The 16,265-nt window shown below is 73.8% G+C and carries 10 protein-coding genes and 1 pseudogene; 5 read left to right on the top strand and 6 right to left on the bottom strand.

Annotation, left to right across the window (positions count from 1 at the left end; translation table 11 throughout):
• Positions 1-126: 126 nt before the first annotated feature.
• A complete protein-coding gene (locus WME85_RS11375) occupies positions 127-1,776 on the top strand; it encodes an ATP-binding protein (protein ID WP_437837598.1) in 1,650 nt (549 codons plus the stop codon).
• Between the two features lie 67 nt (positions 1,777-1,843).
• On the opposite strand, the gene dnaE is transcribed toward WME85_RS11375, so the two are convergent.
• The 4 genes from dnaE to WME85_RS11355 all read right to left on the bottom strand — a co-directional run bounded on the left by dnaE (position 1,844) and on the right by WME85_RS11355 (position 9,440).
• Positions 1,844-5,203 carry a DNA polymerase III subunit alpha gene (gene dnaE / locus WME85_RS11370; protein ID WP_437842272.1) on the bottom strand — a complete coding sequence of 1,120 codons (3,360 nt, stop codon included), beginning with the start codon at positions 5,201-5,203 and terminating at the stop codon, positions 1,844-1,846.
• The gene (locus tag WME85_RS11365; RefSeq protein WP_437837597.1) at positions 5,200-7,077 is read right to left on the bottom strand and encodes a DNA polymerase Y family protein; all 1,878 of its coding nucleotides are present in this window, start codon (positions 7,075-7,077) and stop codon (positions 5,200-5,202) included. The genes dnaE and WME85_RS11365 overlap by 4 nt, the downstream gene beginning before the upstream one ends.
• Positions 7,078-7,090: 13 nt before the next feature.
• The gene (locus WME85_RS11360) at positions 7,091-7,888 is read right to left on the bottom strand and encodes a recombinase A (protein WP_437309141.1); all 798 of its coding nucleotides are present in this window, start codon (positions 7,886-7,888) and stop codon (positions 7,091-7,093) included.
• A gap of 355 nt (positions 7,889-8,243) precedes the next feature.
• Entirely contained in the window at positions 8,244-9,440 is a 1,197-nt protein-coding gene (locus tag WME85_RS11355; RefSeq protein ID WP_437842270.1) for a citrate synthase, read from the bottom strand.
• Between the two features lie 277 nt (positions 9,441-9,717).
• Between WME85_RS11355 and WME85_RS11350 the strand changes: the two genes are divergently transcribed.
• Complete coding sequence (locus WME85_RS11350; protein WP_437837596.1) at positions 9,718-11,007, top strand: citrate synthase family protein; 1,290 nt, start codon at positions 9,718-9,720, stop codon at positions 11,005-11,007.
• An 18-nt stretch (positions 11,008-11,025) separates the two neighbouring features.
• Here WME85_RS11350 and WME85_RS11345 read toward each other — a convergent pair whose 3' ends face one another.
• Together WME85_RS11345 and WME85_RS11340 are read right to left on the bottom strand one after the other, a co-directional pair.
• Positions 11,026-12,963: a potassium transporter Kup gene (locus WME85_RS11345; protein ID WP_437837595.1), complete on the bottom strand. Its 1,938-nt coding sequence runs from the start codon at positions 12,961-12,963 to the stop codon at positions 11,026-11,028.
• A gap of 68 nt (positions 12,964-13,031) precedes the next feature.
• A pseudogene (locus WME85_RS11340) lies at positions 13,032-13,721 on the bottom strand (UdgX family uracil-DNA binding protein); the annotation flags it as partial.
• 149 nt (positions 13,722-13,870) lie between these two features.
• Here WME85_RS11340 and WME85_RS11335 point away from each other — a divergent pair.
• From WME85_RS11335 to WME85_RS11325, 3 genes are all read left to right on the top strand, one after another.
• Complete coding sequence (locus WME85_RS11335; RefSeq protein ID WP_437309139.1) at positions 13,871-14,602, top strand: TetR/AcrR family transcriptional regulator; 732 nt, start codon at positions 13,871-13,873, stop codon at positions 14,600-14,602.
• A gap of 403 nt (positions 14,603-15,005) precedes the next feature.
• Complete coding sequence (locus WME85_RS11330; RefSeq protein ID WP_437837594.1) at positions 15,006-15,389, top strand: hypothetical protein; 384 nt, start codon at positions 15,006-15,008, stop codon at positions 15,387-15,389.
• 181 nt (positions 15,390-15,570) lie between these two features.
• Positions 15,571-16,242, top strand: a complete 672-nt coding sequence (locus tag WME85_RS11325) for a hypothetical protein (protein WP_437837593.1) — start codon at positions 15,571-15,573, stop codon at positions 16,240-16,242.
• Positions 16,243-16,265: the final 23 nt, after the last annotated feature.

Below are 16,265 nucleotides of genomic sequence, written 5' to 3'. Positions count from 1 at the left end.
AGCGGCTCGAACGAGGGCCGGCGGCGCGGCGAGGCGCGTGGGCGGGCGGAGGGGATGGATCACCTGCCTGCACGCCGGGGTGGAGATGCGGTAAAGGGGCTGCGAACACACGCTGAGAGGACGTCGATGGGCTGCGCGGAATCGGCCGCTATCCTGCTCCTCCGCGGGCGCGCCGCGGCGAGCGAGCGATTCGAAGCGCTGATCCGACGCCACGTGCCGGACGCCGGGGTCACCTCCGATCCCGAGCGCGCGCTCGAGCGATGCCTGCGCGAGCCGCCGCCGGTGCTCGCCGTCGACTGGAGCGACCCGGCCGGGGCCGCGGCGTTCTGCGGCCGCGTGCGCGCGCAGCCTGGCGGCGAGGCGGTGCTCCTCCTCGCGCTCGCCGAGCGCGGCGCGGACGTCGACGGCATCCTCGCCGCGGGCGCGAGCGACTTCGTGATCGTGGGCGATGAGCGCGAGGACGCGGTCGCCCGGGCGCGGCTCGCCGTCGCCCGCGAGCGCGCCGCGCGCGAGGCCGCCGCGCGCCACGCGCTCGCGCAGACGCAGGCCCGCCTCGTCCTCGCCGGCCGCATGGCGAGCGTCGGTACGCTGGCCGCAGGCGTCGCCCACGAGATCAACAACCCCCTCGCCTTCGTCATCACGAACGTCGACGCGGCCATCCGGCGCATCGGCGCGATCGAGCGGCGGAGCTACCCTGCGCGCGGCGGCGCGTGGGGTCGCGCTCAGGGCGACGGCCGCGGGCCGTCGAGCGAGCTCTCCGAGGTGCTGAGCCTCCTCGAGGACGCCCGCGAGGGCGCGGAGCGGGTGCGGCTCATCGTGCGCGATCTCCACACGTTCTCGCGCGCCGAGGAAGACCGCCGCGGGTCGGTCGACGTCCGGCGGGTGCTCGACTCCTGCGTCCACATGGCGATGAACGAGATCCGGCACCGCGCCCGCGTCGTCCGGAGCTTCCAGGAGGTGCCGCCGGTCGAGGCGAACGAGCCAAGGCTCGCGCAGGTCTTCTTGAACCTCATCGTGAACGCCGCGCAGGCCATCCCCGAGGGGCTCGCCGAGCAGAACGTGATCGAGCTCTCGACGCGACGCGACGCCGCCGGATGGGTGGTCGTCGAGGTGCGCGACACGGGCTCCGGCATCGCGCCCGAGGCGCTCGGGCGGATCTTCGACCCGTTCTACACGAGCAAGGAAGCGGGCGAAGGGCTGGGCCTGGGGCTCGCGATCTGCCACGCCATCGTCACGGAGCTGGGGGGGCGGATCGAGGTGGAGAGCTCCCCCGGCAAGGGGAGCACGTTTCGCGTCGTCCTCCCCGCGATCAGCGAGGCGCGCGCCCCGGCTGCGCCCGGCGCCGGCGCGTCGCGCTCGCCGCACGAGAGCAGCAGGCTCGCCGCGTCCGAGCCGCACGCCGCGCCGCGACGGCGGGTCCTCATCATCGACGATGAGCCGCTGCTCACGCGGGCCATCGCGGGGACGCTCGAGCCGCGGCACGAGACGACCGCGACGGCGAGCGCCCGCGACGCGCTCGCCCGGATCCGCGCTGGAGAGCGCTACGACGCCATCCTGTGCGACCTCATGATGCCCGACATGACGGGGATGGATTTCTACGCGTCGCTCGCCGAGCACGCGCCCGAGCAGCAGCGCCGGGTCGTGTTCCTGACCGGCGGCGCCTTCACGGAGCGCAGCAAGGCGTTCCTGCAGCAGGTCAACGCCCGGCTGCTCCTGAAGCCGTTCGACGCCGCGACGCTGCTCTCGCTGGTCGACGAGGTGGTCGCCTCGCGCTGACGCGCGCGCGGGGCTCTTCGATCGCCGCGTCGCCGCCCCGCCCTGCGCCGCCGCCGCCGCCGCGCGCTCAGTGATAGTCGCGCGACTTGAGCGCGACCTCTTCCCCGCTCGGCAGCTCCAGCCGCTCGAGCTCGCGCGCCACCACGTGGATCACCTCGCCCTGCCGCTCGACCCGACCGGCGACGAGCAGGAGCGCGGCGTGCCGCGCCACCTGGTAGTGATCCGCGAAGACCTGCTTCTGGACGATGACGTTGACCACGCCGGTCTCGTCCTCGAGCGTCACGAACGTCACGCCGCTCGCGGTCGCCGGCCGCTGGCGCCCGACCACCATCCCGGCGACCCGAACGGTCTCCCCGTTGCGCGCCGCCTTGATCTCCTCGGCCGTCCGCACGCGCCCGGCCCCGCGACGCCGCTTGAGCGCCGGCCGCAGGTGCCGCATCGGGTGGTCGTGCAGCGACAGGCCCACGCGGCCGTAATCCAGCGCAAGCTGCTCCAGCGGCCTGAGCGGAGGGAGCCCCACGTCCCTGTCCTTCTCGATGGGCACGCCCTCGAACAGCCCCTCCACGCGCGGCGCGCGCGCCCGCCAGAGCGCCTCTCTCCGGGCGGGCACCAGCGCGGCGAGCGCGCCCGCCTCGGCGAGCGCTTCCACCTCGTTCTTCTTCAGCTCCGCCCGCCGCACGAGATCCGGGAGGCTCTTGAACGGCGCGTCCTCGCGCGCCGCCATGATCGAGGCCACGGCCGCCTCGCCGAGCCCCTTCACGAGGCGCATGCCGAGCCGCAGCGCCGGGCCCGCCGACGGCTCGGCGCCAGGCTCCAGGGTCGCGTCCCAGGCGCTGCGCGCGACGCACACCGGCCGCACCTCCACGCCGTGCCGCTGCGCGTCCTGCACCAGCGCCGACGGGCTGTAGAACCCCATCGGCTGCGCGTTGAGCAGCGCGCAGGTGAACGCCGCCTGGTGGTGGACCTTGAGCCAGGCCGACGCGTACACGAGCAGCGCGAAGCTCGCCGCGTGCGACTCCGGGAAGCCGTACTCCCCGAAGCCCTGGATCTGCTGGTAGAGCATCTCCCCGAACTTCGCCGAGATCCCCCGCTCGGCGAAGCCCTGGACGAGCCGCCCGCGGTGCCGCTCCAGGCGGCCGTGCTTCTTCCACGCCGCCATGTCGCGGCGCAGCTGATCGGCCTCGCCCGGCGTGTAGCCCGCGCCGACCATCGCGATCTGCATCACCTGCTCCTGGAAGAGCGGCACGCCGAGCGTGCGCTCCAGGATGGGATCCAGGCACGGGTGCGGGGACACCGGCGGCTCCTGCCCCGTCCGCCGGCGCAGGTAGGGGTGCACCATCCCGCCCTGGATCGGCCCGGGCCGCACGATGGCCACCTCGATCACCAGGTCGTAGAACTTGCTCGGCTTGAGCCGCGGGAGCATCGCCATCTGCGCGCGGCTCTCGATCTGGAACACCCCGACGGTGTCGGCCCTGCCGATCGCCTCGTAGACCGCCGGATCCTCCGGCGGGATCTGCGCGAGCGCCGCGATCGGATCGAACGCGGCTCCCCGGCCTGCATGGCCCCAGGACGCCGCGGGCGCGTGGGCTCGCTCCGCGCCGCCCGAGGCTCCCTCCTCGGGCGCGGCGCCCCGCCCCGCGTCGACCGCGGCCGGCTCGGGCGCGGCGTCCCGCGCCGCGCGCTGCGCGTGGGCCGCGGGCCCCGCGAGCTCGGCGTAGCGATCCGTGTGGATCAGCGCGAGCGCCTTGCGGATCGCCGTCAGCATGCCGAGGGCCAGGACGTCGATCTTGAAGAAGCCGAGATCGTCGAGGTCGTCCTTGTCCCAGGGGATCACCGTGCGGCCCTCCATGCGCGCGGGCTCGACCGGGGCGACCCGGTGCAGCGGCTCCGACGACAGCACGAAGCCGCCGACGTGGATCGAGAGGTGGCGCGGAAAGCCCTCCAGCGCGCTCGCCATCAGGACCGCTTGCCGGACGCGCACGTCGTCCGGATCGAGGCCCGCCTCGCTCACCCGCTGCTCGGTGATGTCCGCCTCGTGGTGGAGCACGAGGCCGCTCAGCCTGTCGACCTGGTCCGGCGAGAAGCCGAACGCCTTGCCCACCTCGCGCAGCGCGCTCTTGCCCCGGTAGGCGATCACCTCCGAGACCATCGCCGCCCGATCGCGGCCGTACATCTCGTAGATCGCCTGGATCACCTCCTCCCGCCGCTCGTGCTCGAAGTCGACGTCGATGTCCGGCGGCTCGTTGCGCTCCTCCGACAGGAAGCGCTCGAAGAGCAGGTTGGACCGGGCCGGATCCACGGCCGTCACGCCGAGCACGAAGCACACCGCGCTGTTCGCCGCGCTCCCGCGGCCCTGGCAGAGGATCTGCCGCGCGCGGGCGATCTTCACGACCTGCTGCACGCTGAGGAAGTACGGGGCCACGCCGAGCTTCGCGATGAGCGCGAGCTCCTTCTCGATCTGCGCGCGCACCTGCGGCGGCGTCCCCTCGGGGTAGCGGTCGCGGCAGCCCTCGTCGGTGAGGCGGCGGAGCGCCTGGTCCGACGTCTCCCCCGGCTTGCACAGCGCGTCGCTCGGGAAGCTGTAGCGGAGCTCGGAGAGCGAGAAGCGGCAGCGGGACGCGACCTCCACCGTGCGCGCGATCCAGGCCGGGTGATCGCGGAACAGCGCCGCCATCTGCGCGCCGGACCGCACGTACGCCTCCGCGTTCGGCGCGATCCGCGTCCCGGCCTGATCGAGCGTGGTCTTGGTCCGGATGCACGTGAGCACGTCGGCAAGCGGCTTGCGCGACGGGTGGTGGTAGAAGGGGCGCGCGGTCGCCACCACGCAGGGGCCGTAGCGCCGCTCCGCCGCGAGGGCCGCCGCGACGCGCTCGCCGTCCCGGCGGTCGAGGTGCTTCCAGGTCGCGACGAGCGCGCGCTCACCGAACGCGTCGCGCAGCGCGCCGATGAGCGCGCCGGAGACGTCCGCGGGCACGATCGGATCGAGTGGCACGATCGCGGTGAGGCCCCGCGGCGCCGCCGCGATCGCCTCCGCCGAGATGCTCGCCGTCCCCTTCTCGCAATCGGCGTGCGCGATCGTGAGCAGGCGGCAGAGGTTCGCGTACCCCTCGCTGTCCTCGACCAGGAGGACCACCGACGGCTGCGCCTCCGGCGCGCGATCGGCGCGCTGCGCGGCGCGATCGGCGGCCGCGCGCGGCGTGCCGATCGTCAGCTCGGCCCCGACGATCACCCGCTGCTCGATCTTCTTCGCCGCCGTGTGCGCGCGGACGCTGCCGTAGATCCCGTCGCGATCGCAGAGCGCGAGCCCCTCGAGGCCGAGCTCCTTCGCGCGGTGCACGAGCTCCTCGGGGTGGGAGGCGCCCTCGAGGAACGAGAAGCAGGAGCGGCCGCAGAGCTCCACGAACGGCACCGAGGCGCCGGCGCTCACTCGCACCACCCCTGCAGGAACGCCTCGCCCGTCGCGCGGTCGACGTAGATCCACGCCTCACCGCAGGAGCTCGAGCTCGCGCCGTCGCGCGAGGGGCGCAGCTCGCCGAGCCGCGGGGCCCTGCCGGAGGGAGCGCCGGAGACCAGCCAGGCGCGCGCGTAGTCGCGCGAGGCCGGCGTGGGCGTCCACCACTCCACCGCGTCGATCCGCATCACGAAGGAGAGCCGCTCGATCGCATAGAGGTGCCGATCGACGGCCACGATCGCCCCGCGCCCCACGCGGCCGAGCGGGATCGGCTGCGCGAGGAGCCGCGCGGGCTCCGGCGCCGGCTGCTCCGCCCCCTCCGCGCCCGCCCCCTGCTCCGCCGCGGCCCGCTCCGCCGCCGCGCGCGCGCGGGCGGCGGCCGACGAGCGCGCCGTGGCTGCCTCGTCGGCGACCGGCGCGAGCCGCGAGCGCGCCTCGGGGCGGTGCGCGTCGGCGATCTCCAGCACGCCCACCCGCTCCGCGCCGATCTCGGCCGAGAGCTCGGCCAGGAGCGCCGGCAGGCTGTCGGGATCGACCGAGCGATCGCGCGACAGGTCGAGCTGCACCTGGCGGGCGCGCGCGATCCGGGAGGCGATGAGGTGGACCCCGACCGCGGGCGCCGCGAGCTCGATCCGCTCGAGCTTCGCCTTGATCGGGCGCAGCAGATCGCCCGCGTCCGAGAGGGGCACCGGCATGTCGACGTGGAAGCGCAGCGAGGGGCCGCGCTCCTCGTCCTCCAGGAGCAGCGCGGCGTCGTCCTCGCGATCGCCGAGCCGGAGCCGCGCGATGGAGCGATCGTAGGCGATCGCCACGTTGAGCCGCCCGCACGCCTCGCCGCGCGCGGAGAGCCGCGACGCGATCCGCGACGTCATGCCGCGCAGCACGAACAGGAGCGACTCGGCGTTCTCGACCGGCTCGTCGAAGAGCACCTCCTCCTCGATCAGCCGGGGCACCTCGAACGGCAGGAGCGGCACGGGATCGCGGCCGGCGAGGAGCTCCATCACCTCGGTCGTCCGCGGGCCCAGCCGCGCCGCCACCTGCGCCCGCGGCAGGCGCGCGAGGTCCTCGACGCGGAGCACGCCGAGCCGGACGAGGAAGCTCGCCACCTCGCGCTCGACCGGCAGCGCCTGCACCGGCAGCGGCCCGATCGCCTGCGCGCCCTTGCCGGGCGGCGCGATCAGGGCATCGTCCCCTCGCCCTCCGTCCAGCGCGCCGAAGCGCGCGAGCGCCTGCGCGAGCCGCGGCCCGTCGGCGATCGCGAGCCGCGCCCGGTGGCCGAGCGCCGCCACGCGCTCGCCGAGCTCGTCGAGCAGCGCCTCCTCGCCGCCGACGAGGTGCGACGCCCCGGTGATGTCGAGCCACACCGTGTCGTACGGGCCGTCGCCCCAGGGGCTCCGCGCCTCGCTCGCGGCGCGCTCTCCGGCGCGGCTCGCCCGCGACGCCCCCGAGCGCGGCGCGCCGGCGCGCGAGCCGCCCTGCTCGCCGAGCTGGATCGCCGCCGTCGCCCCGAGCCCGAGCGCCACCTCGGCGACCCGGCCGAGCGCCGCGTCGATCTCGGCGAACGTCACCCGGTGGATCGCCAGGTGCGCGACCAGCGCCGCCGCCTCGACGACCTTCTGCCCCGGCCTCACCCCGTACCGCCTCGCCTCGTCATCGACGACGTCGATCACCGCCGCGGGCGCCTGCGGCTCGCGCTCGGCCCCCGCCGCGAGCGCCGCCCGGCGCTCCTCGTCGCCGCCGATGATCACGGCGAGCGGCGCCTTCCCGCTCGGCGAGACCGGTCCACGCTGCTTCACCAGCTCGCACGCGAGCTGCGGGAGCACGATCGCCACAATGCGCCTCACCGCCATCGCTCCTCCTCCTTCACACCCGCGACAGCGCGGGCCGCGGCTCGCTGCTGACCGCCGCCCGCTCCGCCTTCGATCGCTGCCCCAGCACCACCGGCGTCGGCGAGGTCACGCGCCCGCGGCGATCCTTGGCGACGCGGACCATCAGCCGATCTTCGGCGACCTGCTCGAGCTCCAGCCGCATCGCGACTGGCAGAGGCATCGGCCGTGCCGCCTGGCGGTCGGTGAGGAGCAGGATCGTCCCGTCGCTCCCCTCGGTCGCCAGGGCGAGCTTGCGCACCACGTTGACCCAGCGCGCGAGGTCCTCCTCGCGGCGCCCCGCCGCGGGCGCGCTCCGCTCCCCCTTCACCGCGCCCTGGCCGAACGCCCCCGGGACCCCGGCCACGTCGATCACGAGCACCGCGAACGCCCGGCTCATCGCCATCCGGACCGCGACCTTCGCGAGCATCTCCGCGGGGGGTCGCGCCACGAGCAGGCGGCTCAGGTCGACCCCCGCCCGCGCGACCGCCGGCGCGAAGAGCGAGCCGCTCGGGTCGATCCACGCGCACCAGGCGCCCGCCGTCGCGCTCGTCCCGCGCAGCCGGGCCTCCGCCTGCGCCGAGGCGCACGCGGAGAGGGCGATCGAGGTGGAACGCCCCAGCCCCCGAGGCGCAGCGAGCTCGACCACTCCCCCACGCGGCAGACCCCCTTCCGGGAGCGCGTCATTAATTTCCTGTATGCTGAGCGGGAGCGTCTTGGCGCGCGCTTCAAACTCGGGGAGGGTGTGGCGAAGAAGGTCCCGGGCGAGAGGAGCGGCAAGAGCGACGGGCGACATACTGAACATGGTAACAGTACCACCGCGAAGCTGCCAACTTTGCCGGACGAACAACGTCCTAGCTGCGCTCGGCGCGTCCGCCTTTCGCCTTTCCTGCGCGGCGGAATGACCTGACCGGCGATCTGTGGTCGGCGGGGATGACAGGACGACGGGGATGAGGGGAATGCCCGTCCTGGACCTTTAAATAAGTCCGGTCCGCGGCGTGTCGACCCAGGGCAACCGGCGCCCCTCCGGCGCTGGGCGTCGGGGCCCCGGCCAGGACGGCGAGGGCCCCCGCCAGGACGGCGAGGTCCCTGGGTCGGGGTGTCTATGAGCTCTGCGGCGTAAGGACGGCGAGGTCCCTGGGTCGGGGTCTCTACGAGCTCTGCGGCGTCAGCGCGGCGGAGCGGACGCCCGCCGCTCCGGGGACGCCCCCGATGTAGCGGGAGCTCGGCCGGATGAGCCGCCCGGCGCGCCGTTGCTCGTCGATGTGCGCGCACCAGCCGGCGACCCTGCCCACCGCGAAGGTCGGCGAGAACAGCGTACGCGGCAGCCCGAGCGCGTCGAGCAGCACCGCCGTGTAGAACTCGACGTTCGCGCGCAGCGGCCGGTCCGGGTGCCGCGCGCGGAGCGCCGCCTCCGCCGCCCGCTCGACCGCGCGCGCCAGCGCGAGCCGGGCGCCCCGCGCCCCGCCAGAGGTCCGCCCGAGCCGCTCGATCGCCCGCTCGAGCACGGCCGCCCGCGGATCCCTCACCCGGTAAATCCGGTGCCCCATGCCCATGATCCGCCGACCCGCCCCGAGCTCCGCCTGGATCCAGCGCTCGGCGCCGCCGGCGGGCGGCGCGCCGCCCTCGCCCGTGGCCGCCGCGATCGCGTCCAGCATGTCGAGGACCGGCCCCGGCGCGCCGCCGTGGAGCGGCCCCTTCAGCGCGCCGATCGCCGCGACGACGGCCGAGATCGCGTCCGACCCCGTCGAGGTGACCACGCGCGCGGCGAAGGTGGACGCGTTCATGCCATGGTCCGAGACGGTTGCGAGGTACGTGTCGAGCTCGCGCGCCTCGGCCTCGCTCGCCGCCGCCCCGCGCACCATCCGCAGGTAGTCGGCCGAGAGCCGGAGCGCCGGATCCGGCGCGACCGGAGCCTCGCCCGCGCGGCGCCGCGACCACGCCGCCGCGAACGTCGCGACCGCCCCGGCGATCGACGCCGGTGGGGCGTCGCTCCCGAGGTGCGCGACCGCGGCGCGGAGCGCATCCATGCCGTCGCCAGCCTGGAGCGCGTCCCCGAGCCGGCCGAGGAGCGCGAACGCCCGCGCCCGCCCCTCGGCGATCGCCCCCCGGATCGCCTCCCGCTCCGCCGCGGCGGGCAACGCGCCGCCCCAGAGCAGCCCGCACACGTCCTCGAAGGTCGCCCCGCCGTCGCCGGCGAGCTCCTCGACGTCGTGGCCGGCGAGGGTGAGCTTCCCCCGCTCTCCGTCCACCTCCGAGAGCCGCGTCTCCGCCACCACCACGCCTTCCAGACCGCTCGCGAGCGGCGCCGCCACGTCCTTCATCCCGATCACCTCCGCCATGGACATGTTGGGCATCGCATGGAGTTGATCAACCTTGATTGTACAATCAACCATGCACGCTCTCGAGGTGCGTCGAGGTCGCCGCCGGCGCGCTGTCGATGGGCCGCCCCGCCCTGGCCCGGGAGGCGAAGCGCGCGCCGCGAGGAGACCGCGCGCGTCCGCCACATGAAGAATCCCGAGTTGGACCGAGAGTCGCGGTGCTAGGAGGGACAGAGGTCGTCCAGCGGTTCTCGGCGCCGCGCCTCAGGGGTGGACGGGATGGATCGAACGTTGATGGGCTATCATGGTTGATCTACCTGGCTCGGAGCAGCGGGCCTCGGCGTACGTGACCGGCGCCGAGGCCGCAGCGCTGCTCGGCGTGAAGCGGGAGACGCTCTACGCGTACGCGAGCCGCGGCGTGCTCCGGGGCGTGCCCGGCGGGCGAGGGCGCGCGCGGCTCTACCTCAGGGCGGACATCGAGCGGCTCAAGGCGCGGCACGACGCGCGCGCCGGCCACGGCCCGGTCGCCGCCGAGGCGCTCCGGTGGGGCGAGCCGGTGCTCGAGTCGGCGCTCACCGCGATCGGGCCGCGCGGCCCCATCTACCGGGGCAAGGAGGCGGTCGCGCTCGCGCTCGAGGACGTGCCCTTCGAGGCGGTCGCCGAGCTCCTGTGGACCGGCGAGCTGCCCGCCGAGGGCGCGCCGGCCGCGCGGCCGGCCCGGCTGAGCGTGCGCCCGGCGAAGCTCGCGGCGCTCCTGCCGGAGGGCGCGCCGCCGCTCACCGCGCTCGCGCTCGCGGTGCCAGCGCTCGGCGCGCACGACGCGACCCGCCACGTGGGCGCGCCCTCGGGCGACGGGCGCATCCCCACGAGCGACGCGGAGCGGGCCCGGGCGCGCGCGCTCGTGCGATCGCTCGCGGCGCTCGTCGGCCTCGGGCGGGACGCGCGCGGGGCGACCGACGCCCTCGAGGCCGAAGGCACGGCGCGGCGCCTGCTCATCGCCCTCGGCGCGAACCCCACGAAGAAGGCCGAGCGCGCCGTGAACCGGGCGCTCCTCGTGTCGGCCGATCACGAGCTGAACGCCTCGGCGTTCGCGGTCCGGGTGGCCGCCTCCACCGGGGCCGACCTCTACGCCTGCGTCAGCGCGGGGCTCGCGGCGCTCTCCGGCCCGCGGCACGGCGGCGCCGCCGACAGGGTCGAGGCCCTGGTCGCCGAGGCGGGCCGGCCCGAGCGCGCCGCCGCCGCGGTCCACGAGCGGCTGCGCCGCGGAGAGCCCATCGCCGGCTTCGGGCACCGCCTCTACCAGGACGGCGACCCCCGCGCCCAGGCGCTGCTCGACACGGCGCGCGCGCTCGCGCCGCAGAGCGCGGCGCTGCGCACGGTGCTCGCGCTGGTCGACGCGCTGCGCGACGCCGGCCACGATCCGCCGTCGCTCGACATGGGCCTCGTCGCGATCGCCGCCGCGCTCGGCTTGCCGGCCGGCTCGGCGGCGGCGCTCTTCGCGGTGGGGCGCGCCGCGGGGTGGATCGCCCACGCGTTCGAGCAGCGGGAGGCGGGGTACATGCTGCGGCCGCGGGCCCGGTACACCGGGCCCTGATCGCCGCGCTGTCGCGCCCTAGAAATTGACCTGCATGCCGAGCTCGACCACCCGGTTCGGCGGCAGCCCGAAGTACGCCGTCGCGGGCCGCGCGTTCCGCGAGATGAAAGCGAACAGCGCCTTTCGCCACCGGGACATCTTCGAGCTCCCCGTCGTCAGCAGCGTCTCCCTGCCGAGGTAGTAGCTCGTCCTCCCGAGATCGATGTTGAGCCCGTGCCGCTTGCACCCCTCGAGCACCGACGGGGCGTTCGGCGTCTGCATGAAGCCGTAACACGCCGTGACCTGGTAGATGCCCTCCCCCCGCGGGATCACCGTCGTGCGCCGATCCGCGGGCACCTCCGGCACGTTCAGCACCTGGATCGAGAGCAGCACGACCTGCTCGTGCAGCACCTGGTTGTGCTTCACGTGGTGCAGCAAGATCGGCGGCGTCCCCTCCGGGCTCGACGCCATGAAGACCGCGGTCCCGCGCACCCGGTGCGGCTTCGTGCGCTTCACGTCCTCGAGGAACATGTCGAGCGGCAGGATCGCCGACTTGATCGCCGCCGCGAGGTGCTTGCGCCCCGTCTTCCAGGTCGTCATCACCGTGAACGTCGCCGCGCCCATCACGATGGGCACCCAGCCCCCGTGGAAGAACTTGGCGCTGTTCGCCGCGAAGAACGCGAGATCGATCACCAGGAACAGCCCGGCCAGCGGGAGCGACTTCCAGACCGGCCAGCCCCACGTCTTCCGGGTGACCACGTAGTAGACCACCGTCGTGATCCCCATCGTCCCCGTGACGGCGATGCCGTAGGCGGCCGCGAGCGCGCTCGAGTTCTTGAACGTGAGCACGAGCACGAGGCACGAGATCAGCAGCCCGCTGTTCACCTCGGGGATGTAGATCTGCCCCGCCTCGTCCTTCGAGGTGTGGACCACGGTGACGCGCGGGAAATAGCCGAGCTGCACGGCCTGCTGGGTCAGCGAGAACGCCCCGGAGATGAGCGCCTGGGACGCGACGACGGTCGCCGCTGTCGCGATCGCCACCGTCGGGTACAGCGCCCACGACGGGACCAGCGCATAGAACGGGCTCGCCGCGGCGGTCGGGTCCTCGAGGAGCTTCGCGCCCTGGCCGAAGTAGTTGATGAGCAGCCCCGGCCAGACGATCGTGTACCAGGTGTACTTGATCGGCTCGCGGCCGAAATGGCCCATGTCGGCGTACAGCGCCTCGCCGCCGGTGATGCAGAGGACGACCGCGCCGAGGATCAGGAAGCCGTGCACCTTGTTCGCGACGAAGAAGCTCACCGCGTACTCCGGTGAGACGGCCCGGAGCACGCCCGGGCTGTGGAGGATCTCCTTCGCGCCGAGCAGCGTGAGCGCGAGGAACCACACGAGCGTCACCGGCCCGAAGACCGTCCCGATCCCGGCCGTGCCGCGCTTCTGCACGAGGAACAGGGCCAGCAGCACGGCGCACGTGATCGGCACGACCGCGGGCTTCAGGGTCGACGTCGCGACCTCGAGGCCCTCCACCGCCGACAGCACCGAGATCGCGGGCGTGATCACGCCGTCGCCGTAGAGGAGCGCGGCGCCGAAGAGGACGAGGAGCACGAGGAGGCCGCGGCCGTCGCCCTTGCGCTCGCTGTTCGGGACGAGCGCGAGGAGCGCGAGGATGCCGCCCGCCCCCTCGTTGTCGGCCCGCGTGATGAACGTCACGTACTTGATGGTCACCACCAGCATCAGCGACCAGAACATCAGCGAGAGCACGCCCAGCACGTTGGCCGGCGTCGGATCGACGCGATGCGGGCTGGCGGGGCTGAAGCACTCCTTCATCGCGTAGAGGGGGCTCGTCCCGATGTCGCCGTAGACGACCCCGAGCGCCGCGAGCATCAGCGGCCACATCTTCTTCGAGCCGTGGGCGTGCTCGGCCGACGGAGTCGGCGCGGGCTGCGCTGCGCCCGGGACCGGTTGTGGGCTTGTGGTCATCGGGGCGAATCCTACTCCATCGCGAGCGCGCGCCGCGAGAAGGCGGCGCGCGCCGCCGCGGCGAGGACTCAGCCGAGCGCGCGCGCCACCGCGGTGAGATCCTCGATGAAACGGGAGAGCTCGGCTTGCCTGGAGTCCTCGTCCGGCACGCGGAGGATCGACGCGGGGTGCACCGTCGCGAGCGTGCGCGGCGCGAGCGGCGACGCGAGGATCCGGCCGCGATCGCGCGTGACCCGGAACGAGCTGCCGAGCAGCGCCTGCGCCGCCGTCGCGCCGAGGCATACCACGATCTCCGGCTGCACCACCGCGATCTCCGCGGCGAGCCAGGGGAGACACGCGCGGATCTCGCGCGCGTCGGGCTTCTTGTGGATGCGCCGCTTGCCGCGCGGCTCCCACTTGAAGTGCTTGACCACGTTGGTCACGTACGCCCGGCCTCGATCGATCCCCGCCGCCTCGAGCGCGCGATCGAGCAGCTGCCCCGCCGGGCCCACGAACGGCTTGCCGGCCAGGTCCTCCCTGTCGCCCGGCTGCTCGCCGATGAGGAGCACGTCCGATCGCGCCGCGCCTTCGCCGAACACCGTCTGCGTACCCCGCTCCCAGAGCGGGCACGCCCGGCAGCCCGCGGCGGCCTCGCGCAGGCCCGGCAGCGAAGGACGGCTGGGGACCAGGCCCGCCGCCGTCGATTCCCCGGCCGATTCCCCGGCCCTGGCGTCGCGCCCTGCTGCATTTCGTCTCGCCACGGTCGCCATGGTTCTCCGGGGAGCACCGCTCGTGCCAGCACCGGCGGGAGGCGCCCGAACGCGTCGCGTCGCGAGCGTCGCGGCTTGGTGCGGCCGAGCCGGCTTGACGGCCTCTGGCGACCTTCCCATAGTGGCCGAGTCCCCCCGACTTTGACCGACCAGTCAGAATGCCCCGCCTCGCCGATCGCCGCGCCAGGATCGAGTTGCTCCGCGCCGCCGAGGCGGCGTTCACCGAGCGTGGCCTCGCGGCCGCGAGGGTCGAGGACATCACCGAGCGGGCGGGCGTCTCGAAGGGCGCCTTCTACCTGCACTTCCAGAGCAAGGACGACTGCTTCAAGCAGATCGTCGAGACGTTCATCGCGCGCCTCGCGGGCTGCGTGGAGCCGCCGCCCATCGTCTTCGAGAGCGAGCGAGCGCCGATCAACGAGTACCTGAAGCGCGTGCTCGCCCACGACGTCGAGGTGCTCGAGTTCTGCTGGCAGAACCGGGCGCTGCTCAAGATGATGCTGGCGGGCGGCGGCGGGGCGCCCTACGCCTACCTCATCGACGAGTTCGCCCAGCGCGTCGCGCGCCAGGTGGAGAGCCGCGTCCGATACGCGATCGACATCGGCCTCTACCGGCGCGATCTCGATCCCAGCGTCATCGCCGCGCTCATCTCCGGCGCCTTCGATCGCCTGGTGCGCAAGCTCATCGACGCGCCGTCCAGGCCAGACATCGGGGCCTGGTGCTCGCAGGTGCTCCAGCTCTTCACGCACGGCCTGCTCGCCCCGGAGGTGCGCGCCGTCGCTGACCCGTCGGTCACGGAAGCGCCTCCGCACAGCGCGCCGCAAGCCACAGGCGCTGCCCCGGCCTCGGCGCCGGGCGTCGAGCGCAGGCGCTCGAAGACCAGGGCGACCTGAGGCGCGCGCGCCGGCCCCGCGGCGACCGGAGCCCGGGCTGGTGAGGTGAGGGAGCAGTGTGGCGCCGCGAGGCGGACCGTAGGGAGCTTCCCGAATAGGTGCCTCCGACCGGGCAGTGAAAACGTACAGGCAATCCCTGATACCTGATTCCTCATCGCCCTAACGTCGGTCGGGCAACAGCTGAGATAGAACTACCTGTCAACGAGGACGTTGGCTTCGGGGTAGTGAGGGGGTGGATCGGGGGAGCCAGAGGGGGAGCCGATAGAGCGACCCGGAGGAGCGCGATCTTGGGGAGCGGTCCCGATCGTCCAGGCGCGCCACGTTGACCGTCGCGCGCTCTGGCCGGCAGCGTGCCCTTCCCCGGACGGTCCTGAGCGGGGGATGGAAGCTGTGGAGGGGCTGAATGAGCACACAGTGGGGCCGTGATAGACAGTTGATCCAGGAGCTGCTCCTGCAGACATGCCGCTCGATCCAGTGGCGTGCCCACGTCGAAGCGCCGATCGCGGACAGGATCGAGGTCGCCCTCGCCGAGCATGCGCTCCACGTCTCCACCCCGGACGTCGACCTTCGCGTCCAGCTGACCAGGGACTTCGGTCTCACCATCGCGATCCGCGTGCTCTCCTTCGGCGACGATGCCGAGGCGTGCCTGTGCAAGGCGCTCTGCCAGGACAGGTCGCTCATGGCGGAGCTCGTGAAAGCAGAGTGGCAGCTCGTGCGCACAGCGTGCAGGACCGCCGAGCGAACCGCCGGGAGCCTGGTGCTGCTGACGACGGTGCCCGAGGCGTGAGAGCGGAGCAGAGGCGCGCCCCGGGAGCTCCAGCGAAGGCTCGCGGCGAGGCCCGGAGGGGATGTGACGGGCCGGGCAATCGCTCGTTCAACCCGGCGCCCTGGCGAGATGAGCCTGAGAGTTGAACTCCAGAAGACCGATGAACCCAACATGACGCGATCGGGCCTACGAGGCGAAGCCAATGGCGCCCCAGACCAGCTACAGCATCTACGTTCGCTTCCGGGGCAGGCGGCTCGCGCTCATGAAGCACATCCGCTCGCTCGAGACGGCGTGCTCCGCGCTGAGGGCCTTGCGAGCAGAGCGGTTCCACGACGCGGATCAGGTGTTTCTCGTCAACGACGCGACCAAGCAGATCGTCGACGAAGACAGAGTGGAGGACGCCCGGGAGCCCGGTGCGAGCCGGGAGATCAGGGTCAGCATCTTCACCCGGTCCGATGAGCAGCGCCGGAAGCGGAAGCACGGCGCGGAAAACGAGGCGCGAGCGCTGCGGGGAGGCAAGGTGCCCGCGCTGCTCGAGCCGCACGAGGCCGCCTCCGTGGTCGCGGCGCCCGCCGAGCGGTCGGCGCGGGCTGACGACGGGGCGCGGCGCGATCAGCCGGAGAGGAGGTGGTCCAGGATCGAGAGCCTCGAGCCCCCGCGCACGCGCCTGCGCCGCGCGATGGCGGCAGCCCACGTCGCCCGAGCGCGCCACGGCGCCGCGCTGGAGGCCCTGGCCAGGCTCCAGCCCAACGGGACGCTCGACGAGGCGACGCTGATCAGGCTCAGGGATTCCGCCCGCGCGGTGTCCATTCAGTCCACGCGCGTCCTGGAGCAGCTCGAACAGCTGCTGGCTCGCCTGGATGGGGCGCGTTGACGGGCTCGATGGTGGGCCGCAGC

Source organism: Sorangium sp. So ce1153 (assembly GCF_051521595.1).
GTDB lineage: Bacteria > Myxococcota_A > Polyangia > Polyangiales > Polyangiaceae > Sorangium.
This window is presented reverse-complemented; position numbering and strand designations above follow the sequence as displayed.

Bases quoted from the DNA above. Each gene is read 5' to 3' on its own strand.
- WME85_RS11375 (WP_437837598.1), top strand. From the start codon at position 127: ATGGGCTGCGCGGAATCGGCCGCTATCCTGCTCCTCCGCGGGCGCGCC.
- WME85_RS11365 (WP_437837597.1), bottom strand. From the start codon at position 7,077: ATGGCGGTGAGGCGCATTGTGGCGATCGTGCTCCCGCAGCTCGCGTGC.
- WME85_RS11360 (WP_437309141.1), bottom strand. From the start codon at position 7,888: ATGTCGCCCGTCGCTCTTGCCGCTCCTCTCGCCCGGGACCTTCTTCGC.
- WME85_RS11355 (WP_437842270.1), bottom strand. From the start codon at position 9,440: ATGTCCATGGCGGAGGTGATCGGGATGAAGGACGTGGCGGCGCCGCTC.
- WME85_RS11350 (WP_437837596.1), top strand. From the start codon at position 9,718: ATGGTTGATCTACCTGGCTCGGAGCAGCGGGCCTCGGCGTACGTGACC.
- WME85_RS11345 (WP_437837595.1), bottom strand. From the start codon at position 12,963: ATGACCACAAGCCCACAACCGGTCCCGGGCGCAGCGCAGCCCGCGCCG.
- WME85_RS11335 (WP_437309139.1), top strand. From the start codon at position 13,871: ATGCCCCGCCTCGCCGATCGCCGCGCCAGGATCGAGTTGCTCCGCGCC.
- WME85_RS11330 (WP_437837594.1), top strand. From the start codon at position 15,006: ATGAGCACACAGTGGGGCCGTGATAGACAGTTGATCCAGGAGCTGCTC.
- WME85_RS11325 (WP_437837593.1), top strand. From the start codon at position 15,571: ATGGCGCCCCAGACCAGCTACAGCATCTACGTTCGCTTCCGGGGCAGG.